This is a genomic window from Stenotrophomonas sp. 22DLJC03 (assembly GCF_056861405.1).
Genome location: NZ_JBSPUG010000002.1, coordinates 76713 through 100501, shown reverse-complemented (window position 1 = coordinate 100501; position 23789 = coordinate 76713). Strand labels below are relative to the sequence as shown.

Below are 23789 nucleotides of genomic sequence, written 5' to 3'. Positions count from 1 at the left end.
TCGAGCAAGCTCGACTCTACAAAGACAAAAAAAAACCTGCATCTCGCGATGCAGGTTTCTCAAGGTGGCGCCCGAAGTTGGACTCGAACCAACGACCCCCTGATTAACAGTCAAGTGCTCTAACCGGCTGAGCTATTCGGGCAGACGACTAGTATAACCACTCTTCACGCGCGATGGTAGGGGTGATTTACCAACATCGCCGCAGCGCGATACAGCTGTTCGGCCACCACCAGCCGCACCAGCATATGCGGCAGCGTCAGCGGACCGATCGACCACTTCTCATCGGCCAGCGCCGAGACTTCCGGCGAATGTCCTTCCGGCCCACCGATCAGGAACGCGAGATCCCTGCCCTGCCCGCGCCAATGTTCCAGGCGCTGTGCAAGCTGCTCGGAACTGAGCTGGCGACCCGGTACATCCAGCGCCACCACGTAGGCATTCTTCGGCAGCGCAGCGATCACCCGCTTGCCTTCATCTTCGGTGGCGCGGCGCGGGTCACGGCCCTTGCCACGCAGGCCCGGCTCGATTTCCACCAGCTCGAAGGGCAGCCAGTGCGAAAGACGCTTCTGGTACTCGGCGAAGCCCTGCGCGACCCAGCTGGGTGCGCGCTCGCCGGTAGCAATCAGTCGGGCTTTCATCAACGGTCCTCCAAAACGTCGACGGCGCCATCGGCGCCGTCGAAGGGATGCATCAACGTGTGGCTCAGGCCACTTCGTCGTCGTCGCGGGACGGCGGCTGGTCGCCGACGGTCCACAAGCGCTCGAGTGCATAGAACTCACGCACGCGCGGCAGCATCACGTGGACGATCACGTCGCCCAGGTCCACCAGCACCCACTCGGCCTCGCGCTCGCCTTCCACGCCCAACGGCATGACATCGATCTTCTTGGCAAAACGCACGACTTCATCGGCAATCGACTTGACGTGGCGGGTCGACGTACCCGACACGACCACCATGTAGTCGGCGACGCTGGAGCGGCCACGCACGTCGATCTCGACCGGGTCCTTGGCCTTCAGGTCTTCAGTGGCTTGGCGGACGCTGGCCAGCAGTTCCGGCACGGACGGCGGCGGGCTGGGCAGATCGACCTTGATGGTCTGGGGCTGGGTCTGGTTGCTCAAAGTGGATCGACTCGATAAACGTAGGGGCGATTATACGGGGATGCTGCTGCCGCGCCATTCACGGCGTGGCCGGGCGGTACAGGCCGTGTGCAGCGACGTAGTCGGCCACGGCCGGCGGCAGCAGCGCCCGCCAGGGGCCGGAGGCGGCAATCTGGGCACGCACAGCACTGGCCGATTCTGCGCGCAGGGGATGGTGCAGGCGCAGGATACGGCCGGCCGGGCTGGAAAACAGGGCCTGCTCGCTGTCGGCCCAGCGCCCCTCCAGTGCCCGGCCCAGCTCGCTGTCCAGCGAGGACTGCAGGGGGCTACCAGGGCGCTCTGCCACCACGAAATGGGCCAATCCGAACAGGGCTTCCCACTCGTGCCAGCTGGGCAGGCCGAGCAGGCTGTCGGCCCCCACCAGCCAGGCCAGCGGCCGGCTGGGGCCAAGTTCCCCGCGCAGGTCGCGCAGGGTATCGACGGTATAGGACGGGCGGCCGGGAAAGCGTGCAGCGCGATCCAGTTCACGGCGGTCCAGCAGCAGGCCCGGCTCGTCGCCGATGGCCAGCGACAGCATGGTGCAGCGCTGTTCGGCGCTGGCACCGGGCAGCGCACGGTGCGGTGGGTCGGCCGCGGGCAGCATGCGCACCGCCACCTGCAGTTCGTCACGCGCGGCGCGCGCGATCGCCAGGTGGCCGAGGTGCACCGGATCAAAGGTGCCCCCGTAATAGATCCGCAGGCTCATTGCTCAGGCCCGCGCCAGCAGGCGCACGGCACGCGCTTCAGCCACGGCCACCAGCAGGCGCTCCAGCGCCAGCCAGGCATCGCCGTTGGCGCGTCCCTTGGCGATGCGGTCGACCAGCCCGGCCTCCGCCACGAAGCGTTCCCAGCGCTTGCCTTCCGGGTGCCGCTGCAGCGCGCGCTTGTACGGCGCCTGCCGCGATTCCCAGATACCACGGGACTTCATTTCGGCGGCCAGGTTGCCGCCACGCGCCTGCACCCGTGCCAGGCCGGCACCGGCCAGCAGTTCGCGGATCACGATCGGCATCAGTGCCGCCACGGCCTCGCCTTCACCACGCAGGCCCGCCAGCATGCGCAGCACCGCCGGCGCCTGGCCGGAGAAGGTGGCCTCCACCAGCCGGAACACGTCGTAGCGGGCCGCATCGGCCACCAGCGACTCCATCCGTTCTACATCCAGCGGCTGGCCATCGGCCAGCAGCGCCAGTTTGTCGATCTCCTGCGCGGCAGCCAGCAGATTGCCTTCCACCCGTTCGGCCAGCCGCTGCACCGCGGCCGGATCGGCGCGCAGACCCTTGCCACGCAGGCGGCGCTCGATCCAGTCCGGCAGTTCATGCGGCTTGATCGCCCAGGCCACCGACAGCACGCCGATACGGTTGACCGCCTCGGCCCACTTGCCCTGGTGGGCCTTGCTCCATTCGTTGGCGGTGATCATCAGCACCACGTCCGGCGCCGGGTTGGCACAGAACTGGCTGATCACCTCGGCCCCGTCCTTGCCCGGCTTGCCGCTGGGCAGGCGCACCTCGACCAGGCGGCGGGCGCTGAACAGGCTGGGCGCGTTGAATGTTGCGTCGAGCTGGTTCCAGTCGAAATCACGGCCGTCCGCGTCGAACACCTCGCGCTCGCCGATGCCAGCGGCACGTGCACGCGCGCGGATGGCATCCGCCGCCTCCAGCACGCGCAGGGTTTCCGGCCCGGCAATCAGATAGACCGGCGCCAGCGCGGTATCAGCGCCCTGGCTGGCCAGCTGCTCCGGACGCAGTTCCATCGTCGCGGCTCAGTGCTTCACTGCAGGGGCCGGCCCGGCCGGCACCGCGTCTTCGACCGGCGCGGTCTTCGGTGCCGACAAGCTGCCACCCTTCTCGATCTCGGCGCGGACCACGCTGTCGATGCGGCGGATGATCGAGGCCGACATCTCGCGGCGCAGCTCATTGGCCAGGATTTCGCGTTCGGTGGTGGTACCGGTGGCGTCGGTCGGCGGCGACACGTAGTCGCGCGACAGTTCGATCACCTGCTGCGGCACCAGCTCGCTGCCGTCCTCGCGGCGGAAGATGAAGATCACTGCGTAGCGCAGGCTGTATTCCTGTGCACGGCCCTGCGAATCGATGGCGATCGGCAGATCACCCCAGCGCTCGGACAGCACCTGCAGCTGCGCACTGGGTTCCTTGCTGTCCTCATCGGCCAACCTGGCGCCGGACGCCAGCAGGCTGCGGTTGAGCAGCTTGACCAGTTCGCTGTACGGCGCGGTGGAGACCACCTTCACCGGTGCCGTGTCGGTCGGCAGCATCAGCTTGCTGCGCAGATGGAAACCGCAGCCGGCAAGGCCGAGGACAAGAACGAGGGCAAGCAGGATTCGGGTCATGGAGACAGTCTGGCGGAGCCGGGCGATCACGGCAACATACAGCCTGCCCGAAGCCGCGTGAATGCAGGGCCATCAAGTGCCTGGCCCTGTACCGGAAAGAGCACCGGCCACCCGTGGGCGGCCGGTGCGGGAAGCATCAGGCAGCGACGATGTTCACGATCTTGCCGGGGACGATGATGATCTTGCGCACCGTCAGGCCTTCCATGAACTTGGCGGTGTTCGGCTCGGCCAGGGCCAGTGCCTCCACCTGCTCGCGCGCGGCATCGGCGGCCACATCGATCGTGCCACGCAGTTTGCCATTGACCTGTACGGCCAGGGTCAGCGCATCGCGCACCAGCGCGGCGGCGTCGGCCTGCGGGAACGGCTGGTCTTCCAGCAGCGTCTCGCCGTGACCCAGCACCTGCCACAGTGCGTGGCTGGCGTGCGGGGTGATCGGATTGAGCAGCAGCACGATGGCCTGCAGCGCTTCCTGGCGTACCGCTCGGCCCTGGTCGCTGCCATCGTCGAACTTGGCCAGCGCGTTCATCAGCTCCATCACTGCAGCGATGGCGGTGTTGAAGCTGTGGCGGCGGCCGTAGTCGTCGCCGACCTTGCCGATGGTTTCGTGGGTCTTGCGGCGCAGCGCCTTCTGGCTGGCGTCCAGCATGGCCGCGTCCAGCGCCGGTACGGCACCGTCGGCAGCGTGCTTCTGTACCTGCGCCCACAAGCGACGCAGGAAGCGGGCCATGCCGTCCACGCCCGCTTCGTTCCACTCCAGCGACTGTTCCGGCGGCGCGGCGAACATCGAGAACAGGCGCACCGTATCGGCGCCGTACTTGCCGACCATCGCCTGCGGGTCCACGCCGTTGTTCTTCGACTTGGACATCTTCTCGGTGCCACCGACCACCACCGGCTGGCCATCGGCGATCAGGGTGGCGCCGGTGATGCGGCCGCGCTCGTCACGCTGCACGTCCACGTCGGCCGGGTTGATCCAGTCCTTGGAACCGTCCGCGTTCGGGCGGTAATAGGTTTCGGCGATCACCATGCCCTGGCACAGCAGGTTGCGTGCCGGTTCATTGCTGTCCACCATCCGCGCGTCGCGCAGCAGCTTGTGGTAGAAGCGGAAGTACATCAGGTGCAGGATCGCGTGCTCGATGCCGCCGATGTACTGGTCAACCGGCAGCCAGTAGTTGCCGCGCTTGTCCACCGCATCACGCGCACCGGGAGAGGTGTAACGGGCGTAGTACCAGCTCGACTCCATGAAGGTGTCGAAGGTGTCGGTTTCGCGCTCGGCCGCGCCGCCGCATTCCGGGCAGGTGGTCTTGCGCCATTCCGGATCGGTCTTGATCGGCGAGCCGGTACCGGCGAAGGCCACGTCTTCCGGCAGCACCACCGGCAGCTGTTCTTCCGGCACCGGCACCGCGCCGCACTTGGCGCAGTAGATCACCGGAATCGGGCAGCCCCAGTAACGCTGGCGGCTCACGCCCCAGTCGCGCAGGCGGTAGTTGACGCGGCGCTGGCCCTGCGCCTTGCGCTCGAAACGCTCGGCCAGGGCTTCGAAGGCCCCCTGGAAGTCCAGGCCATCGAACTCGGCCGAGTTCACCAGCTCGAAGGCACGGTTCTTGTCGCTGTACCAGTCCTGCCAGCGGGTGGCGTCCCAGTTGCGCTCTTCTTCGCTGCGCGGATCCTTCAGCGCGATGACCTGCACGATCGGCAGGCCGTACTTGTTGGCCACTTCGTTGTCACGCTGGTCATGGCCGGGAACGGCCATCACCGCACCGGTGCCGTAGCCCATCAGCACGAAGTTGGCGACCCATACCGGCACCTGCTCGCCAGTGACCGGATGGATGGCGCGCAGGCCGGTGTCCATGCCGCGCTTTTCCTGGGTTTCCAGCTCGGCCTCGGACACGCCGCCCTGCTTCAGGTCGGCCAGCAGTGCCGCCAGTTCGGGGTTGTTCTTCGCCGCGTGCAGTGCCAGCGGATGCTCGGCGGCGATCGACACGAAGGTCACGCCCATCACGGTGTCCGGACGGGTGGTGAACACGCGCAGCGGGTCCAGCACGCCACCGTCGACATCACGCACGTCGAACTGGATTTCCAGGCCCTCGGAACGGCCAATCCAGTTGCGCTGCATGGTCTTGACCGATTCAGGCCAGCCGTCCAGCTCGTCCAGGCCGTCCAGCAGCTCCTGGGCGTAGTCGGTGATGCGCAGGAACCACTGCGGGATCTCGCGCTTCTCGACCAGCGCACCGGAGCGCCAGCCGCGGCCATCGATGACCTGCTCGTTGGCCAGCACGGTCTGGTCGACCGGGTCCCAGTTCACCACCGCGTTGCGGCGGTAGGCCAGGCCCTTGCGCATCAGGCGGGTGAACATGCGCTGCTCGTGGACGTAGTAATCCGGGCGGCAGGTGGCGAATTCGCGCGACCAGTCGATGGCGTAGCCCAGCGACTTCAGCTGGGTGCGCATGTGATCGATGTTCTTGTAGGTCCACGCCGCCGGCGCGGTCTTGTTCTTGATTGCAGCGTTTTCCGCCGGCAGGCCGAATGCGTCCCAGCCCATTGGCTGCAGCACGTTGTGGCCGGTCATGCGCTTGTAGCGGCTGATCACGTCGCCGATCGTGTAGTTGCGCACATGACCCATGTGCAGCGCGCCGGACGGGTACGGAAGCATCGACAGGCAGTAGTACTTCGGCTTGTCCGAGGCTTCATCGACCTCGAAGGCACGGGTGGCATCCCAGTACTGCTGGGCGGCGGATTCAACCTGCTGCGGATCGTAAACGTTGGGTTCGACGCTGGTCATGTAACACGCGGTTGCGGCGGCAAAGCGGTACAGCGTACCGCAGTGCGGCAAATGGCTCCAATCCCGCCCGCCCGACGCAGGCGCCGCCAGCGCCCGGAACCTGTCTCAGCGTGGCCGCGACAGCGGCAGGGCCAGCGCCAGCCAGACCGCCCAGCAGGCAAAAGCGACCCGCTGCGCCAGCGGTGCCGGCAGTACGCCCTGCAGGGCGAAAGCCGCCAACGCCGCCAGTACGCCGCAGGCAACCGCCACCCCGCCCAGCGCGCGGCCGCGCGCCTGGCGCAGCTGGGAGATGCCCAGCAACAGGGTGCCGGCGACGAAGCCCAGCACCCAGACCATCCAGGCACTGGCGTGCAGCTGGCTGGCCGGCCCGTGCAGATCGTCCACGTCCAGCGGCAGCAGGCCCATCGCGGCGAACGCCAGCCCGGCCAGCAGCAGCATCTGGCTGCCGACCCGCGGCGCCCAGCTGGCCGTGGCCGGCAGGCGCCGGCGCAGGCACTCGGCAACCACCACCGCCAGCAGGCCCGGCAGCACGAAGCCCAGCAGATTGAAGGCCAGCGCGTGCGGCACGCCCTGCGCACCCAGCAGCGCCACAGGGTGGCGCGCCTGCGCGTAGCCGTCCAGGCCGGCGCCGAAACCCAGCACCGCCACTACGAACAACAGCGCGGCAGCCAGACCGGACAGGCGCAGCAACGGTGACAGGGGCGACATGCGGGCTCCGGAAACGACGTCTATGGGAAGGCTGCATTGTCAGGTATTTGCCGCAACCCGGGTTGAGACCGGCATCGATCGTCACCATAGAATCGGTCTCCAGACGCCAAGCGATGCCTCCCCCATGACCGAGACGACCTACGTATTTGACGCCACCACTGCGACTTTCGAGGCCGAAGTCCTGCAGAAGTCGCTGCAGACCCCGGTCCTGGTGGACTTCTGGGCGACCTGGTGCGGGCCGTGCAAGACCCTGGGCCCGATGCTGGAAAAGCTGGCCGCTGAATACAACGGCGCCTTCGAGCTGGCCAAGGTCGATGTCGACGCCGAACAGCAGATCGCCGCCGCTTTCCAGATCCGTTCGGTGCCCACCGTGTTCCTGGTCAAGGGCGGCCAACTGGTGGACGGCTTCCCCGGCGCCATTCCCGAAGGCCAGCTGCGTGAGTTCCTGGCCCAGCACGGTGTGGTGCCGGCCGATGCTGGTGACACCCTCACCGAGGACGACGCGCCGCTGGACCCGCAGGCACAGGTGGACGTGCTACGTGCGCAGATCGCCGCCGAGCCGGACAAGGATGAGCTGAAGCTGGACCTGGCCTTGGCCCTGCTGCAGATCGGCGGCGTGGACGAAGCCGGCACGCTGATCGATGGCCTGCCGGCCAACCTGGCCACCGATGATCGCGCCGTGCGTGGCCGCGCCCGCCTGGCCTTCGCCGCTGCGCTGAAGGACGCCCCGGCCGCCGAGGTTCTGGAAGCGCGAATTGCCGCCGACGGCAAGGACCTCAAGGCCCGCCACCTGCGCGGCGTGCAGCTGCTGCTTGGTGGCCACGACGAGGCCGCGCTGGAACAGTTCCTGGAAATGCTGCGGATCGACCGCAGTTTCGAGGAAGGGCTGCCGCGCAAAGCGCTGATCGACGCCTTCAATGTGATCTCCGACGAGGACCTGGTCGGGCAGTACCGCCGCCGGATGGCGTCCCTGCTGTTCTGAACGGGAGCCCGCTTCGTTCAGAATCCCTGCACTGAACGCGGGCAATAATGCGCGGGATGGCGGCCGTACGGTCGCCACGATCCGTTCGGGGGGATGAGGTCGGGGCCATGGGGTCTTGCAGCTGCGCCCCCGCATTGCCGGGATTGCCAACTGTGACCTTCGTCCGCTCGCTGTCGTTTGCCATGCGCTTCAAGGGTGCGCTGCTCTGCGCCCTCCTCCTGCTGCCGACCGTGGCTGCGGCCCAGGACTGGAACTACCGGGTCCGCCCCGGCGATACCCTGTGGGACCTTGGTGGCGTTTACCTCAAGCCCTCGGTGCGCTGGCAGCAGCTGCAGCAGCACAACCGCATCGACAACCCCTACCAGTTGCCGCCCGGCCAGCTGCTGCGTTTCCCGATCAGCTGGCTGCGCATCGAACCGGCGCCGGCCCGGGTGCTGTCGGTACGCGGCAAGGTCGAACTGTCCGGCGCCGATGGCAGGGCTACCCGCGCCATTCTGGCCGGCGAGCAGTTGCACATCGGTGACACCATCGAGACCGAAGGCGATTCCAGCGTCACTCTCGAATTTGCCGATGCCTCGCGCCTGCAGTTGCGCGAATATTCCCGTTTGCGCCTGGACCAGCTCAGCCGCTACGGCCACACCGGTATGGTCGACACCCGCCTGCGCCTGCAGCAGGGCCGCGCCAGCAACCGCGTGACGCCAGCCCGCGGTCCTGCGTCGCGTTACATCATCGACGCACCCACCGCGACCAGCAGCGTTCGCGGCACCGTGTTCCGGGTCAGTGCCGGCGACACCCAGCATGTTGCCGCCACTGAAGTCCTGCAGGGCAAGGTACAGGTCGGCAACAGCCATGGCCGGCAGCTGGTCAAGCCTGGCCACGCCAGCCGCAGCAGCAGCGCCGATAGCGCGCCCGATGCGGTCTCCGCCCTGCTGCCTGCGCCGCAGCTGCGCAACGATGAACTGCGCCTGGCGCCGCTGCCGACCCGACTGGCCTGGGAGCCGGTCGACGGCGCCGCGCAGTACCGCGTTGAAGTGGTACAGGCGGCGACACCGGAGATCCTGCTGTTCGCCGCCACCACCACCGACACCCGCCTGTCGATCGGCGACCTGCCACCGGGCCAGCTGCGCATCCTGCTGCGCGCCGTCGATGCCCAGGGCGTGGAAGGCCTCGATGCCAGTGCCGATTTCGAACTCAGCGACCAGCCGCCACCGCCGTTGACGGTCGCACCGCTGCACGGCCAGACGATCAACAGTGACCGCCCGCGTTTCCGCTGGAGCCAGGCCCCCGGCGCGCACAGCAGCGTGCTGCAGATCGCCGCCGAACCGACCTTCCAGCAGCCGTTGCAGGAACAGACCACTCAGGACACCGACCTGCGCCTGGCACAGCCCCTGCCGCCGGGCCAGTACTTCTGGCGGGTGGCCTCGCGCGATGGCAACGACCACCAGGGCCGCTACGGCCAGGCACTGCCGCTGCAACTGAGCAATGAACCGGTCGATCCCGCCCTGCAATCACCCGAAGCCGCGCATGGCGCGCTGACCCTGCGCTGGCAGGCCGGCAGCGAGGGCCAGCGCTACCGGGTGCAGGTGGATCGCCATGGCGACTTCAAGGCGCCGCTCGTCGACGAAACCGTGACCGAGCCGCAGGTCAGCTTCAAGCGGCCGTGGAGCGGCACCCTGCACGTGCGCGTGCAGTACATCGATGACGACGGCCACGCTGGCGAGTATTCCCCTGCCCAGCAGATCAAGCTGCCTTGCCGCCTGTGCTACGGCGCCGGTGGTGGCGCCCTGCTGCTGTGGTTGTTGTTGTGAGGCGGTCGCCGCTTCCATGGTCGAAGCGGATCGTGCTGGCGCTGCTGGCAGGAATACTGACGATCGTGGCCAGCCATGGCCAATGGTTGTGGCGACAGGACGAAGCCGCCTACGACGCCATGGTCGGCAATTGGGATTACCGTCCCGATCCCAGCGTACTGATCGTGGCCATCGACGAGGGCAGCCTGCAGCGCATCGGCCAGTGGCCATGGCCGCGCTCGATCCATGCGCGGTTGCTGGATCGCCTGACCGATGCCGGTGCCGAGCGCGTGGCGCTGGACCTGATGCTGTCCGAACCTGATCGCCGTGACAGCCGCCAGGATGAACAGCTGGCGGCGGCCATACGGCGCAACGGCCGGGTGGTGCTGCCGGTCCTGGCCGCACCCGCAGCGGGTGATCGCATGGCCGAGGAAATGCTGCCGATTCCACGGATCGCAGCCAGCGCGGCGGCGATCGGCCATACCGACGTCGAAGTGGATGGCGATGGCGTTGCCCGCGGCGTGTACCTGCACGCAGGCATCGGCCGCGCGCACTGGCCTGCACTCGGGCTGGCGCTGGCCGATCTGCCGCCGGGCGCGGTACGCGGACTGCCCGATCCCGATCCTGGCGTGAACTCGCCCTATCAATGGCGGCGCGACGACTACGTGCGGGTGCGCTACGCCGGCCCCCCCGAACGCCTGCCCCAGGTCTCCTACGCCGACGTGCTCGATGGCCACGTGGACATGGCCATGCTGCACGGCCGTCGCATCGTGGTGGGCATGACCGCCAGCGGCGTCGCGCCGCGGCTGCTGACCCCGACCACCCGCGAATTCTGGATGAGTGGCAGCGAGTACCAGGCCAACATTGCTTCGATGCTGCTGCAGCACAAGCAGATCGACCTGCTGCCCCGCCTCTGGCAGCACGCCATCAGCGGCGTGCTGGTGGCACTGTGCGTGATCCTGCTCGGCTTGCGCCTGCCGTGGCTGGCTGCGCTGTGCTCGCTGCCGCTGGCGCCGCTGCTGAGCTGGCTGCTGCTGCGCGCCTGCGACCTGTGGTGGGCCCCGGCCAGCGCCATGCTGGGCATCACCCTGGTACTGCTGGCCTGGGCGACCTGGCGGATTTCGGCCTGGCACCGCCAGGCCAACCGCGATGCGCTGACCGGCCTCGGCAACCGCCTGCGCTTCGAGCAGTCGCTGCAGCAGGAATGCGATGCCGCGCGGCGCAGTGGCAAGCCGCTGAGCCTGGCGCTGATCGACGTCGACCATTTCAAGCGCCACAACGACCGCCACGGCCATCAGGTCGGCGACCGCGTGCTGCGCGATGTCGCGCGCCTGATCGGTGCGCATGCACGGCGCCCGCGCGACATGGCCGCACGCTATGGTGGCGACGAATTCGCGCTGGTGCTGCCGGATACGCCGGCCGAAGGCGCGCGCCTGGTGATCGAAGACCTGATCGCCTGCGTGCGGGCGTTGCCGGCGCCCGGTGAAGGCAGCGATGCCGGCGTCACCCTCACCATCGGCGTGTTCACCCGCGTGCCGGACGGCGAGCTGCAACCGCACGACTTCGTCGAAGGTGCCGACACCGCCCTGTACCAGGCCAAGGCCAATGGCCGCGACGGTTACGTGATCGACGGCGAGGCCTGAACACCGGCCGGGGTGCAACATACGCATGCGAATGGCTAGACTGTAGGCCTCGCCCCGCGCCCCCCCCCGGACCCACATGAACGCCCGCCTGTTCCGCTTCGGCATCAACCTCTGGCCACCGTTCCTGTTCACCGGCATCCACGTCACCCGGGTCTCGCCGGACTACCGGCAGATCGACGTAGAACTGCGCATGCGGCCCTGGAACCGCAACTACGTCGGCACGCATTTCGGCGGCAGCCTGTTTGCGATGACCGATCCGTTCTGGATGCTTGGCCTGCTGCACATCCTCGGCCGCGACTACTACGTGTGGGACCGTGCCGGTGCGATCGATTTCCTCAAGCCCGGCCGCGGCACCGTACGTACGTCGTTCCGCATCGATGACGCACTGCTGGACGAACTGCGCGCCGAAGCGGCCAGCGGCGACAAAGTGCTGCGCTGGTTCAGCAACGACGTGGTCGATGAAAGCGGCGAAGTGGTCGCACAGGTACGCAAGCAGGTCTACCTGCGGTTGAAACCACACGCACGCTGATCGGCGGCATCGGCGCTATTCTCTGCCTCCCCGCCATGGAGGCTCCGATGCGCCCGTTCGCCCTTGCTGCACTGCTGACCCCGCTGTCCTTCGCCGCCCACGCACTGGATGTGCCTCCGGTGCAGTACCCGACGCTGCCGGCGCAGGCGGCCGATGCGGCCGGCTTCGTGCCCAAGGGCTGGACGCTGGAAACCCGACTGGAAGGTGACCTCGACCACGATGGTCGCGCCGACCTGGTGCTGGTGCTGCGCCAGCAGGACCCGCGCAACGTCATCGAGCACGATGGCTTCGGTCCTTCTCCGTATGACAGCAATCCGCGCATCCTCGCCATCGCCTGGTCGCGCCCGTCCGGCTACGTGCTCGCGGCGCAGGACCACAAGCTGATTCCGCGCCCGGAAAGTCCCGTGCTCAGCGATCCGCTCGAAGATGGCGGCGTCAGCATCCAGCGCGGCACGCTGAGGGTTGCGTTGTTTTCGTTCGCCAGCGCAGGCAGCTGGTCGATGGGCACGACCGCGTTCACCTTCCGCTGGCAGAACGGCGCCTTCGCCCTGATCGGCTATGACCGCCATTCGGTGATGCGCAACTCCGGGCAGACCGAGTCGTTGAGCGTCAACTTTTCCACCGGCAAGGTGAAACAGGTTGAAGGCAGCATCGAGACCGATACCGACAGCGTGCGCTGGCAACCGCTGCGCAGCAGTCGGCGCTGGACGCTTGAAACGGTCGGCGATGGCTGGGGATTCGATCCGTTGGTCGGGGCCGGTTGAACCTGCCCTCAATCGCGTGCGGCGGTTGAAGGCGCACCTGCGGCCAGTGGTACCGACAGCCAGGCGCTTTCATCGTTGCTGCGCGGCGGCGAGCGGCGTGGCACCTGCAGGCGGCTGCCATCGGCCGACAGGCGCGGGGTGCGTACCGGCGAGCGGAACTGCGCGGGCAACCGCTGCAGTGCATCGACCGGATCACCGGCCTGCTGGCGCAGCCAGCGTTGTGCACCCAGCAGGCGCAGCATCGCCGCAGCGTCCTGGGTCCGGGACGAATACGCGGGATAGATCGGCGCCGCAATGTCGGTCAATACGCAACCCATGACGTTGGACAGGCAACCGAAATCCCGCTGCGGCGGTGTCTGCACCGGCAACGGTCGATCTGCTTCCAGCGCCGCCATGGCGGTGGCACCACAGGCCCAGCCGAGATTGCCGGCCACGCGTGCCAGGGTGCTGCTGCGGTCCAGCACCAGTACGCCGCCGAATTCGCTCGCCGAGGTTTCAATCGCTGCCCGGCTCATTGCGTACTCCCCCTGTGTCGCGCGGCACAGACTTTGTTCGTCAGCCCGCATCGGCTGCATCGCCTGCTCGCACTCGACCGGCAAGGGATGGTCGGCGGGCAGTTCCGCCAGCATGTCGGCCAGCAGCTGGGCGTTGGCCTGGACCAGGCTGGCACCGACGATGCTTTCGACCAGGTAGCTGCCCCCGGGCACCAGCCGACGGCCCAGCTGCAGGCCACGGCAACTGCCGCGCAACGCACCCTCGACGTCGCCCTGCACATAGGCCAGCGCGCGGGCGCTGGTGGCGTCCACCACCAGGCCATAGGTCGGCAACGGGACGAGAATGCCCTCGCCCTTCGGCTGGAATGGGGACACGAAGTGGTCTGCTTCAGCCAGTTGGTCCAGGCGCGTGTGCAACTGCTGGTGCCCGGCGTGGGCGTCCACGAAGCGTTGCGGGTCGGCGCGCACCTGGGCCAGGCAGTTGCTGGCGGTCGGCCCGCAACTGGCACCCGGCCGTGAGTGCAGCTCGGCGTGGCTGGCCGCCAGGTGGGTCTGGCCAATACTGCCGCCCCGCGGGTCGGCCGCCCAGCGCCGCGCGTCCTCGGCCAGCGCCTGCTCACGCTGGCGGGCATCCAGCCCGTCAAACGGAAGCGTCCACAACAGCGCATAACCATTGCGCCCGGTCGCCGGCAGGCGCGCCTCCAGTCGCTGCTGCGCCAGCACCCTCGATTCGGGCACGGGCCACATGCGCGAGGCGCACCACACCACGATCGCCAGCACTAGCAGGCCGCCCAGGGTCCAGGCCAGTCCGCGCAGGATCTTCAACACAGCTTCCCTTCCATGTGCCGTTGCCGCAGTCGATCACCCAGCGTAATCGACCGGCAGTGACCGCTACAATGCGCGCATGTCGCTCGAAGCCCCCGCCCTGGTCCCCCGCCCCTCCCTGCAGCGCCTGTTTCTCACCGGCCTGCTGACCCTGCTGCCGATCTGGCTGACCTGGGTCGTGGTCAAATTCGTGTTCGTGCTGCTGTCGGGCATTTCCAGCCCGCTGGTGGTGCCATTGTCCGAGCAGATCGCGACAAACTTCCCGCATTATCTCGGTTGGGTCCGTGCCGAGTGGATCCAGGACATCATCGCCCTGCTGGCCACCCTGCTGGTGATCCTGGCGGTGGGCGTGGCCAGCCGCCGCGTGCTCGGCCAGCGCCTGCTGCGCTGGGTCGGCGCGGTCATCAAGCGCATTCCACTGGCCAGCATCATCTACGACAGCGCCAAGAAGCTGCTGGACATGCTGCAGACCGAGCCGGGCAGCACCCAGCGCGTGGTGCTGATCGACTTCCCGCACCGCGACATGAAGTCGGTCGGCCTGGTGACCCGGGTCATCAAGGAACACGGCACCGATCGTGAGCTGGCCGCGGTATACGTGCCGACCACGCCGAACCCGACCTCGGGCTATCTGGAGATCGTGCCGGTCGAGCTGCTGACCCCGACCGACTGGACCGTGGACCAGGCGATGAGCTTCATCATCTCCGGCGGCGCGGTTGCCCCGCCCACCGTGCCGTTCACCCGCGCCGGCGATCGCGCCGAATGACCGCGGCGCCATTCGAGCGCCCGCTGCAGGATCGTGCGGTCCTGTTGTTCATCGTGCTGGCCGCGTTCTTCTGCGGCAACGCGGTGCTGGCCGAGCTGATCGGGGTGAAGATCTTCGCCCTCGAAGACACGCTCGGCATCGATCCGCTGAACTGGAACCTGTTCGGCCAGACCGGCTCGCTCAGCTTCACCGCCGGGACCCTGTTGTGGCCGGTGGTGTTCATCATGACCGACACCATCAACGAGTTCTTCGGCAAGCGCGGCGTGCGCTTCATCTCGTGGCTGGCGGTGGTGCTGATCGGCTACGGTTTCCTGTTCGCCTTCGCAGCGATCTCGCTGGCACCGGCCAGATGGTGGGTAACGTCGATGAACGGCTACGGCGTGCCCGACTACCAGGCCGCGTTCGCTGCGGTGTTCGGCCAGGGCATGTGGACCATCGCCGGTTCGCTGGTGGCCTTCCTGCTCGGCCAGCTGATCGACGTGGCGGTGTTCCATCGCATCCGCCAGGCTACCGGTGAGCGCCACGTGTGGCTGCGTGCGACCGGCTCGACCGCGATCTCGCAGGTGGTGGACAGCTTCGTGGTGATCTGGATCGCCTTCGTGCTGGGCCCGCAACACTGGCCGACCTCGCTGTTCCTGGCAGTCGCCAGCGTCAACTACGTGTACAAGATGGGCTTTGCGATTGCCCTGATTCCGTTGCTGTACCTGATGCGGCGGGCTATCACCCGCTATCTGGGCGCCGATCGCGCGGCGGCGTTGCGCGCCGCCGCGGCGGCTGACTGAAGCCCCAGCGCCACCAAGCTGACTGCGCCTTCACGCTGGCCGTACGCGCGCGGATCGTGCAAGCTCCACGGTCTGTGTTCCACGGAAGCTTCTTGATGCCGTATTCCCCCCGCGCCCTGGCCGCCGCCATTGCCGCGTTGTTCCTGTTCAGTGCCGTTCCGTCGGCCGAAGCAGCGAAGAAGAAGGCCAGCCGCCCTGCCGCCGCGCAGACCCGCCAGGCCGCCAAGCCCAAGGCCAGGCCCGCCCGCGCCACCGCGCCGGCCCGTGGCAGTTCGGCGCGCCGCGCTGCGCCACGTCCCGTCGCACCGGCCCGCGCCGTGCCCAAGCAGGTGCAGCTGGAGCGCCTGTACGACGAGTACTGGGATGCCTCGATGCGGCTGAATCCGCTGCAGGCCACCTTCCAGGGCGAGACCCGCTACAACGACCAGCTGCCCAACATCCTGTCCCCCACCTGGCGCCAGCAGTCGCACGACTTCACTACCGAATGGCTGGGCAAGGTCGAGAAACTCGGCAATGACGGCCTGCAGGGCCAGGACCTGCTCAGCTACGAGATCTTCGTGCGCGATGCGCGCGCCTCGCTGGCCGCCGAGCGTTACCCGAGCTGGATGATGCCGATCAGCCAGTACTACAACGTCGGCAGCATCATGGCGATCCTCGGTTCCGGTGCCGGCGCGCAGCCGTTCAATACCGCGCAGGACTACGACACCTGGTCGCGCCGCTCGCTGGGCATTCCCGAGCTGTTCGACCAGGCCATCGACAACATGCGGCAGGGCGTGAAGGCCGGCGTGGTTCAGCCGCGCGACCTGATGGAGAAGGTTATTCCGCAGTTGGATGCAGTGATCAAGCCAACCGCTGAGGAGAGCATCTTCTGGTCGCCGATCCGCACCATGCCGAACACCATCGCAGCCGAGGACAAGGCGCGTATCAGTGCCGAGTACAAGCGCATGATCGAACTGCGCATCATGCCGGCCTACCGTGCCCTGCGCGGCTTCATCGCCACCGAGTACCTGCCGGCCACCCGCGCCAGCAGCGGCTTGGGCGCATTGCCCGATGGCCAGGCCTGGTATGCCAACCTGATCGTGCAGACCACCGCCAGCGACCAGACCGCCGCGCAGCTGCACGCGCTGGGCGAGCAGCGCGTGCAGGAGCTGCAGGCTCAGATCGCCACGGTGATGAAGGACGCCAAGCTGCGCGGTACGCCGTCCAAGCTGCTGCGCAGCATGCGCAACGACCGCCAGTTCCAGTACGGCGACGCCAATGCGTTGATCAACCGCTATCGCCAGGTGCAGCAGCAGGTCAACGCGCGCCTGCCACAGGTGCTGGACACCCTGCCCAAGTCCACACTGGAAATACGCGCGGTGGAGCCCGAGCGTGCACTCACCTCCGCTGCGGCGGCCTACCAGCCGTCGCCGGCCGGGCAACCGGGCCTGCTGTACGTCAACACCCGAGACCTGCCCAGCCGCAAGCGCTGGAGCGTGCCGGTGCAGTACCTGCATGAAGCCATTCCCGGCCACCACGTGCAGCTGGGCCTGCAGCAGGAACTTGCCAAGCTGCCGCGCTTCCGCCGCCTGGGTGGCGACCTGGCCTTCGTCGAAGGCTGGGGCCTGTACGCGGAAACCCTGGGCGAGGATCTCGGCATCTACACCGACCCTTATGACCGCATCGGTTATCTGTACTCGCGCCTGCTGCGCGCCGCGCGCGTGGTGGCCGACACCGGTGTGAACGCGCAGGGCTGGAGCAAGCAACAGGCCGTGGCCTACCTGCAGAAGACCGTGGACATGAGCAGCGATGACGCCAACGCCGAAGTCGAGCGGATCATGGCCCAGCCCGGCCAGGCGCTGTCCAACGTGGCCGGCCTGACCACCATCGTGGCCCTGCGCGACAAGGCCAAGGCACGGCAGGGCGCAGCCTTCGACCTGCGACGTTTCCACGCCGAACTGCTGAAGGACGGCTCGATGCCATTGGACGTACTGAGCCGCAAGATGGAACGCTGGATGGCGCAGCCGGCCAGCACCACGCCCACGCCTTCGCCCTGACCCCTCTGGAGCCGTCATGCGCCCTGCCGTCGCCCTGTTCGCTGCCGTGCTGGGCCTGCTGCCTCTGGCGGGTGCCGCCGCACCGGTGCTGACCCCACCGGATACGGGCATCGACGGCCTGATGCAGGCCTACGACGGCCAGGTGCCCGGCGCCGCCGTGCTGGTGCTGCACGACGGCAAACCGGTGTTCCGCCGCGGCTATGGCCTGGCGGTGGTGGAAGACCGCACCGCAGCCACTCCGGCCAGCAACTTCCGGCTGGCCTCGGTCAGCAAGCAGTTCACCGCCGCGGCTGTGCTGCTGCTGGTGGAGGATGGCCGGCTTGGGCTCGACCAGCCGGCCCGACGTTGGCTGCCGGAGCTGCCCCCGGTGGCGGCGGACATCACGATCCGCCAACTGCTCTCGCACACCAGTGGCCTGCTCGATTACGAAGACCTGATGGACCCGGCCGGCACCCGCCAGGTGCACGATGCCGATGTGCTGGCCCTGCTGTCGCGCGCGGACCGCTTGAACTTCGCACCCGGCACGCAATACCGCTACAGCAACAGTGGCTACGCGCTGCTGGCGCTGATCGTCGGCCGCGCCTCCGGCCAGGATTTCGCGGGCTTCCTGCAACAGCGGATCTTCCGCCCGCTGGGCATGGCCCATACCGTGGCCCACCAGGACGGCGTCGATGTGGTGGCTCAGCGCGCCTATGGCTACAGCGAGCTGGACGGCCACTGGCAACGCACCGACCAGAGCACCACCAGCGCCGTGCTGGGTGATGGCGGCATCTATTCCTCGCTGGATGACCTCGCCCGCTGGGATGCCGCGCTGTATGACGACCGCCTGCTGTCGAAGGCCTCGCGCCGCGCGATGTTCAGCCCGGCCACGTCGACGCCCGAAGCCGACGTGCCGCACTACGGCTTCGGCTGGCGCCTGAACGGGCCGGTGCAATGGCACAGCGGCGAGAGCATCGGTTTCCGCAACGTGATCGTGCGCCATCCGGAAAAGCACCTGACCGTGATCGTGCTGAGCAACCGCAACGACCCCGAACCCTATCCGCTGGCGCAGAAGATTGCCCAGCGCTGGCTGGCCACCCTGCAATGAGCGATGACGCCTGCGCCCTGCTGGGCATCCACCACGCCGCACTGATCTGCAGCGACTACGCGCGCTCGAAAGACTTCTACGTGCGCATCCTTGGCCTGCGCGTGCTGGCCGAGAACCACCGCAGCGCGCGCGACTCCTGGAAGCTGGACCTGGCACTGCCCGACGGCAGCCAGCTGGAACTGTTCTCCTTCCCTTCCCCGCCGCCCCGTCCCAGCCGCCCGGAAGCCCAGGGCCTGCGCCACCTCGCATTCCGCGTCGCCATGCTGGAACCCTTCATCGAGCGCCTGGCCGCGCATGGCATAGCCTGCGAACCGATCCGCGTGGACGAATACACCGGCCGCCGCTTCACCTTCTTCGCCGACCCCGACGACCTGCCGCTGGAGTTGTACGAAGTCGGTTGAGCGTGTGTGTCGGGGTCAGATCCCTTTTCCAATGGAAAAGGGATCTGACCCCGACGCCGCCACGGAAAGTCCCATCAACACATGGCGTGGATTTACCGTGTCGACCAAGGTCGCCCCCCCCCAAGAGCAGGCAATGCCATTCCAACCGATCGCGGAACCTGTCGAAGGCGGGGTGGGTCCGGTTGCGGGGGTGTCCGCGGCATGGATGCCGCGGCCAAGCCCCCATGGATGGGTTTACGGCGTCCCCCGCCACCGGACCCACCCCGCCACCGCACGGAATGCACGCCGTTGCCGTTGACGTTGACGTTGCTGTTGCGGGTGCCGGGTGCAACCCGGCCAAAGCCCCCCTTCCCCATACCCCGCCGAATGGGTATACAGTCGAACCATACCGGCACCGTGCCGGAATGAACCCTGGGAGGGGACCATGCGCAAGACCTTCAAGACCCTGCTGCTGGCACTGCCGCTGTGCCTGGCCGCCCTGTCGGCGCAGGCCGCCGACAGCGCCGCCGGCCGCTGGAAGACCATCGACGACAAGACCGGCAAGGTGAAGTCGATCGTCGAGATCACCCAGGCCGCCAATGGCACGCTGTCCGGCAAGGTGGTCGACATCCTGCACTCGGACAAGGGCCCGAACCCGGTCTGCGACGGCTGTGAAGGTGCCAACAAGAACAAGCCGGTGAAGGGCATGACCATCCTCTGGAACCTGAAGGCCGACGGCGCCAACAAGTGGTCCGGCGGCACCATCCTCGACCCGGCCAACGGCAAGACCTACAAGTCGAAGATGGAGCTGCAGGCCGGCGGCACCAAGCTGGACGTGTCCGGCTGCATCGCCTTCATCTGCCGCGCGCAGACCTGGCAGCGCGAGTAAGCGCCACGTCCCCCGCTTCACACCCGTGACCCGGCCCCGGCCGGGTCACCTCGTTGCGGGCATGCGATACTCTGCGGTTCCCCTCGGCTTCACCCCGCGACCATGACCCGTACCGCACTCGTCACCACCGCCCTGCCCTACGCCAACGGCCCGCTGCACCTGGGCCACCTGGTCGGCTACATCCAGGCCGACATCTGGGTGCGCGCGCGGCGAATGAGCGGCGGCAAGGCCTGGTTCGTCTGCGCCGACGACACCCATGGCACCCCGATCATGCTGGCCGCGGAAAAGGCCGGGGTCACCCCGGAAACCTTCATCGCCAACATCCAGGCCAGCCACGAACGTGACTTCGCCGCCTTCGGCGTGGCCTTCGACCATTACGACTCGACCAATTCGGCAGCCAACAAGGCACTGACCGAGCAGTTCTACCTGAAGCTGGAAGCGGCCGGCCACATCAGTCGCCGCTCGGTCGCGCAGTTCTACGACCCGGCCAAGGGAATGTTCCTGCCCGACCGCTACGTGAAGGGCATCTGCCCGAATTGCGGCAGCGCCGACCAGTACGGCGACAACTGCGAAGTCTGCGGCGCCACCTATGCGCCGACCGACCTGAAGGAGCCGCGCTCGGTCATCTCTGGCGCCACACCGGAAATGCGCGATTCGGAGCACTTCTTCTTCGAGGTCGGCCACTTCGATGCGTTCCTGCGCGAATGGCTGGCCGGCGATGTCGCCCTGCCGGGCGTGAAGGCCAAGCTGGGTGAGTGGCTCAATGCCGAAGGTGGCCTGCGCGCGTGGGACATCTCGCGCGATGCGCCGTATTTCGGCTTCGAGATTCCCGGCCAGCCGGGCAAGTACTTCTACGTCTGGCTGGACGCACCGATCGGCTACCTATCCAGCTTCCAGACCCTGTGCGGCAGGATCGGCGAAGACTTCGAGGCGCACCTGCGCGCCGACACCAGCACCGAGCTGCACCACTTCCTCGGCAAGGACATCGTCAACTTCCACGGCCTGTTCTGGCCGGCGGTGCTGCATGGCACCGGCCACCGCGCGCCAACCCGCCTGCACGTCAACGGCTACCTGACCGTGGACGGTGCCAAGATGAGCAAATCGCGCGGCACCTTCGTAATGGCGCGTACGTTCCTCGATGCCGGCCTGGAACCGGAAGCGCTGCGTTATTACTTCGCGGCGAAGTCCGGTGGCGGCGTCGACGACCTCGACCTGAACCTGGGTGACTTCATCGCGCGCGTCAATGCGGACCTGGTCGGCAAGTTCGTCAACCTCGCCAGCCGCTGTGCCGGTTTCATCAGCAAGCGTTTCGACGGCCTTCTGGCTGCGCAGCTGCCCGACGCGGCCCAGTACCAGCGCTTCGTCGATGGCCTGGCACCGATCCGAGAAGCGTACGAGCGCAACGACCCGGCCGCCGCCATCCGCCTGACCATGACGCTGGCCGACGAAGCCAACCGCTATATCGATGATGTAAAGCCGTGGGTGATCGCCAAGCAGGAAGGCGCCGATGCGCAGCTGCAGGCCGTATGCAGCCAGGGCCTGAACCTGTTCCGCGTGCTGGTCACCGCACTCAAGCCGGTGTTGCCGGCCACCGCCGCACAGGCCGAAACCTTCCTGGCCGCACAGGTGAACGACTGGACCGAACTGGCGCAGCCGCTGCTGGGCCATCGCATCGCCGATTACACCCCGCTGTTCACCCGTATCGACCCGAAGAAGATTGACGCCATGATCGACGCCTCCAAGGACACCCTGCAGACCACCACCGCTGCAGTCCCCACCGCCAAGAGCGAAGCTGCCAAGCCGGCCGCGCCTGTCGCCGCCAAACCCGAAGCGAACAACGCCGATGCACCGGCCACGATCGGCATCGACGACTTCGCCAAGCTCGATCTGCGCATTGGCAAGGTGCTGGCGTGCGAGTTCGTGGAAGGTTCGGACAAGCTGCTGCGCTTCGAACTGGACGCCGGCGAACTGGGCAAGCGCCAGATCTTCTCCGGCATCCGCGGCAGCTATGGCGAGCCGGAAAAGCTGGTCGGCCGCAGCGTGGTGTTCATCGCCAATCTGGCCCCGCGCAAGATGCGCTTCGGCCTGAGCGAAGGCATGATCCTGTCGGCCGGTTTCGACGGCGGCGCACTGGCGCTGCTGGACGCCGACAGCGGCGCACAGCCGGGCATGCCGGTCCGCTGATGCCCGCGGCGGGCGTGGCCTATGGCCGCGCCCGCCGGCACCGGCCCGGGGAAGCAACGCGATGGGAGGCAACGCAATGGAACTGGCGCTGTTCGACTTCGACCACACCGTGACCACCTGCGATACCTATGGCCGCTTCCTGCGCCGCGTCGCCACGGCCGAACAGCTGGCACAGGCATGGTGGAAGATCGGCCCGTGGCTGGCTGCGTACAAGCTGAAGCTGATCTCGGCAGAACGTATCCGCGCACGCGTCACCCGCCTGGCCTTCAGCGACCGTCATAGCGATGACATCACCACGCTGGCAGCCGGTTTCTCGCGTGATGTGCTGCCCGAAGTGGTGCGGCCGGAGATGCTGGAGCAGATCCGCTGGCACAAGGAACAGCAGCACACCGTGGTGATCGTGTCCGGTTCGCTGGACCTGTACCTGAAGCCGTGGTGCGAACAGCTGGGCCTGCAGTTGATCTGCAACCGGCTGGAAAGCCAGGACGGCCGCCTGACCGGCCGTTATGCGGGCGGCGACTGCGGCCCGCGCAAGGTCGAGCACATCCGCCGCCAGTTCGATCTGTCGCGCTACGTACGCATCCATGCCTACGGTGACAGTTCCGAAGACAAACCGATGCTGGCGCTGGCGCACGAGCGCTGGTTCCGTGGCAAACCCCTGAAGTAACCCCAACGCGCAGCCTTCGCCACGCATGAGCCTGACCCCGCCCTTGACCGAACGCCTCGACCGCCTGCTGCCGCAGACCCAATGCGGGCAATGCGGCTACGACGGCTGCCGCCCGTATGCGCAGGCGATGGCACGTGGCGAAGCCGGCGTGGACCGCTGCCCACCCGGAGGCGACGCAGGCGCGCGCGCGTTGGCGCAGGTGCTGGGTGTGCCTGCGGCTGCGTTCGACCGCACGCGCGGCGAACACAAGGCGCCGCAGGTGGCATTGATCGTGGAAGCCGACTGCATCGGCTGCACCAAGTGCATCCAGGCCTGCCCGGTGGATGCCATTGTCGGCGGTGCCAAGTACATGCACACGGTGATCGCCGATCTGTGCACCGGCTGCGAGCTCTGCATCCCGCCGTGCCCGGTGGACTGCATCGAGCTGGTGCGCCTGTAACAGGGGGTCAGATCCCTTTTCCTTCGGAAAAGGGATCTGACCCCGTTCAATGATTACGGTACGGCCGCCGTCACCACGATCTCGACCTTCCACTCGGCGTGGGCCAGCTTGGCTTCGAACGTTGCGCGGGCCGGCGTTGCACCCTCGACCACCCACTCGTCCCACGCCTTGTTCATGCCATCGAAATCGGCGATGTCGGCGAGGAAGACTTCCGCACGCAGCACGTGCTGGCGATCACTGGCCACCAGCGCCAGCAGCTTGTCGATCTCGGCCAGCACCTGCCGGGTCTGCCCGGTGATGTCCTGGCTGGTGTCTTCCGGAATCTGGCCGGAGAGATAGGCGACCTTGTTGTACACGGTCATTTCGGACATGCGCGGTCCGACGTCGTAACGCTCCATCATGGGCGTGGCTCCTGCGGGTGATCAGGCCTGCATTGTCCTCCAAACCAGCCAACGGTGGGTGCATGGACGCTTTCCACGCAATGCCACTACCGGCCCATGACAGTTCTGCTGGTCAAATGCCAGCGACAGGCGCACGATGCGCCACGCCCGCGTTGACACCGCCCTCGCCCCTGCTGCC

General features: G+C 67.5%; 23 protein-coding genes and 1 tRNA gene. 14 read left to right on the top strand and 10 right to left on the bottom strand.

Annotated elements, in window-relative coordinates; translation table 11 throughout:
- Positions 1–65 precede the first annotated feature (65 nt).
- The 8 genes from AC13GA_RS06350 to AC13GA_RS06315 all read right to left on the bottom strand — a co-directional run bounded on the left by AC13GA_RS06350 (position 66) and on the right by AC13GA_RS06315 (position 6959).
- Positions 66–142: transfer RNA gene (locus tag AC13GA_RS06350), tRNA-Asn, on the bottom strand.
- Positions 143–164: 22 nt separating this feature from the next.
- On the bottom strand, positions 165–635 hold the full coding sequence (gene rlmH / locus AC13GA_RS06345) for a 23S rRNA (pseudouridine(1915)-N(3))-methyltransferase RlmH (RefSeq protein WP_180889768.1): 471 nt from the start codon (positions 633–635) through the stop codon (positions 165–167).
- A gap of 64 nt (positions 636–699) precedes the next feature.
- Entirely contained in the window at positions 700–1113 is a 414-nt protein-coding gene (rsfS, locus tag AC13GA_RS06340) for a ribosome silencing factor (RefSeq protein ID WP_012511764.1), read from the bottom strand.
- Positions 1114–1171: 58 nt separating this feature from the next.
- On the bottom strand, positions 1172–1837 hold the full coding sequence (nadD, locus tag AC13GA_RS06335) for a nicotinate-nucleotide adenylyltransferase (protein WP_480982611.1): 666 nt from the start codon (positions 1835–1837) through the stop codon (positions 1172–1174).
- 3 nt (positions 1838–1840) lie between these two features.
- A complete protein-coding gene (gene holA / locus AC13GA_RS06330) occupies positions 1841–2878 on the bottom strand; it encodes a DNA polymerase III subunit delta (protein WP_482997724.1) in 1038 nt (345 codons plus the stop codon).
- Between the two features lie 9 nt (positions 2879–2887).
- Entirely contained in the window at positions 2888–3472 is a 585-nt protein-coding gene (locus AC13GA_RS06325; RefSeq protein ID WP_046983559.1) for an LPS-assembly lipoprotein LptE, read from the bottom strand.
- A gap of 136 nt (positions 3473–3608) precedes the next feature.
- Complete coding sequence (gene leuS / locus AC13GA_RS06320; RefSeq protein WP_482997723.1) at positions 3609–6251, bottom strand: leucine--tRNA ligase; 2643 nt, start codon at positions 6249–6251, stop codon at positions 3609–3611.
- Positions 6252–6356: 105 nt separating this feature from the next.
- Positions 6357–6959 carry a DUF998 domain-containing protein gene (locus AC13GA_RS06315; protein ID WP_308518030.1) on the bottom strand — a complete coding sequence of 201 codons (603 nt, stop codon included), beginning with the start codon at positions 6957–6959 and terminating at the stop codon, positions 6357–6359.
- 124 nt (positions 6960–7083) lie between these two features.
- Between AC13GA_RS06315 and trxA the strand changes: the two genes are divergently transcribed.
- From trxA to AC13GA_RS06290, 5 genes are all read left to right on the top strand, one after another.
- Positions 7084–7941, top strand: coding sequence for a thioredoxin (gene trxA, locus AC13GA_RS06310; protein ID WP_253079531.1), 858 nt, complete (start codon positions 7084–7086; stop codon positions 7939–7941).
- Positions 7942–8048: 107 nt separating this feature from the next.
- Entirely contained in the window at positions 8049–9749 is a 1701-nt protein-coding gene (locus AC13GA_RS06305; protein WP_262921222.1) for a FecR family protein, read from the top strand.
- Positions 9746–11371, top strand: coding sequence for a CHASE2 domain-containing protein (locus tag AC13GA_RS06300; protein WP_046983554.1), 1626 nt, complete (start codon positions 9746–9748; stop codon positions 11369–11371). The genes AC13GA_RS06305 and AC13GA_RS06300 overlap by 4 nt, the downstream gene beginning before the upstream one ends.
- A 76-nt stretch (positions 11372–11447) precedes the next feature.
- The gene (locus AC13GA_RS06295; RefSeq protein WP_046983553.1) at positions 11448–11900 is read left to right on the top strand and encodes a DUF4442 domain-containing protein; all 453 of its coding nucleotides are present in this window, start codon (positions 11448–11450) and stop codon (positions 11898–11900) included.
- A 47-nt stretch (positions 11901–11947) separates the two neighbouring features.
- A complete protein-coding gene (locus AC13GA_RS06290; protein WP_482997722.1) occupies positions 11948–12664 on the top strand; it encodes a hypothetical protein in 717 nt (238 codons plus the stop codon).
- 8 nt (positions 12665–12672) lie between these two features.
- Here the strand turns inward: AC13GA_RS06290 and AC13GA_RS06285 are convergent, their stop codons facing one another.
- Positions 12673–13986, bottom strand: coding sequence for a hypothetical protein (locus tag AC13GA_RS06285; protein ID WP_482997721.1), 1314 nt, complete (start codon positions 13984–13986; stop codon positions 12673–12675).
- A 76-nt stretch (positions 13987–14062) separates the two neighbouring features.
- Here AC13GA_RS06285 and AC13GA_RS06280 point away from each other — a divergent pair, with 76 nt between their 5' ends.
- From AC13GA_RS06280 to rnfB, 9 genes are all read left to right on the top strand, one after another.
- Entirely contained in the window at positions 14063–14746 is a 684-nt protein-coding gene (locus AC13GA_RS06280) for a DUF502 domain-containing protein (protein WP_046983550.1), read from the top strand.
- Positions 14743–15528 (top strand): queuosine precursor transporter, encoded by a 786-nt coding sequence (locus AC13GA_RS06275; protein WP_482997720.1) that lies wholly within the window; start codon positions 14743–14745, stop codon positions 15526–15528. Before AC13GA_RS06280 ends, AC13GA_RS06275 begins: the two co-directional genes overlap by 4 nt.
- A 95-nt stretch (positions 15529–15623) precedes the next feature.
- Complete coding sequence (locus AC13GA_RS06270) at positions 15624–17564, top strand: DUF885 domain-containing protein (protein ID WP_046983548.1); 1941 nt, start codon at positions 15624–15626, stop codon at positions 17562–17564.
- Between the two features lie 16 nt (positions 17565–17580).
- On the top strand, positions 17581–18651 hold the full coding sequence (locus AC13GA_RS06265) for a serine hydrolase domain-containing protein (RefSeq protein ID WP_482997719.1): 1071 nt from the start codon (positions 17581–17583) through the stop codon (positions 18649–18651).
- Positions 18648–19052: an SMU1112c/YaeR family gloxylase I-like metalloprotein gene (gloA2, locus tag AC13GA_RS06260; RefSeq protein ID WP_482997718.1), complete on the top strand. Its 405-nt coding sequence runs from the start codon at positions 18648–18650 to the stop codon at positions 19050–19052. Before AC13GA_RS06265 ends, gloA2 begins: the two co-directional genes overlap by 4 nt.
- Before the next feature lie 424 nt (positions 19053–19476).
- Entirely contained in the window at positions 19477–19920 is a 444-nt protein-coding gene (locus AC13GA_RS06255; protein WP_136640082.1) for a DUF2147 domain-containing protein, read from the top strand.
- 102 nt (positions 19921–20022) lie between these two features.
- On the top strand, positions 20023–22104 hold the full coding sequence (gene metG / locus AC13GA_RS06250) for a methionine--tRNA ligase (protein ID WP_482997717.1): 2082 nt from the start codon (positions 20023–20025) through the stop codon (positions 22102–22104).
- Positions 22105–22180: 76 nt separating this feature from the next.
- Positions 22181–22771: an HAD family hydrolase gene (locus AC13GA_RS06245; protein WP_046985603.1), complete on the top strand. Its 591-nt coding sequence runs from the start codon at positions 22181–22183 to the stop codon at positions 22769–22771.
- Positions 22772–22796: 25 nt separating this feature from the next.
- The gene (gene rnfB, locus AC13GA_RS06240; RefSeq protein ID WP_046985602.1) at positions 22797–23210 is read left to right on the top strand and encodes an Rnf electron transport complex subunit RnfB; all 414 of its coding nucleotides are present in this window, start codon (positions 22797–22799) and stop codon (positions 23208–23210) included.
- 53 nt (positions 23211–23263) lie between these two features.
- Here the strand turns inward: rnfB and AC13GA_RS06235 are convergent, their stop codons facing one another.
- Positions 23264–23611, bottom strand: a complete 348-nt coding sequence (locus tag AC13GA_RS06235; RefSeq protein WP_005418155.1) for a RidA family protein — start codon at positions 23609–23611, stop codon at positions 23264–23266.
- Positions 23612–23789 lie beyond the last annotated feature (178 nt).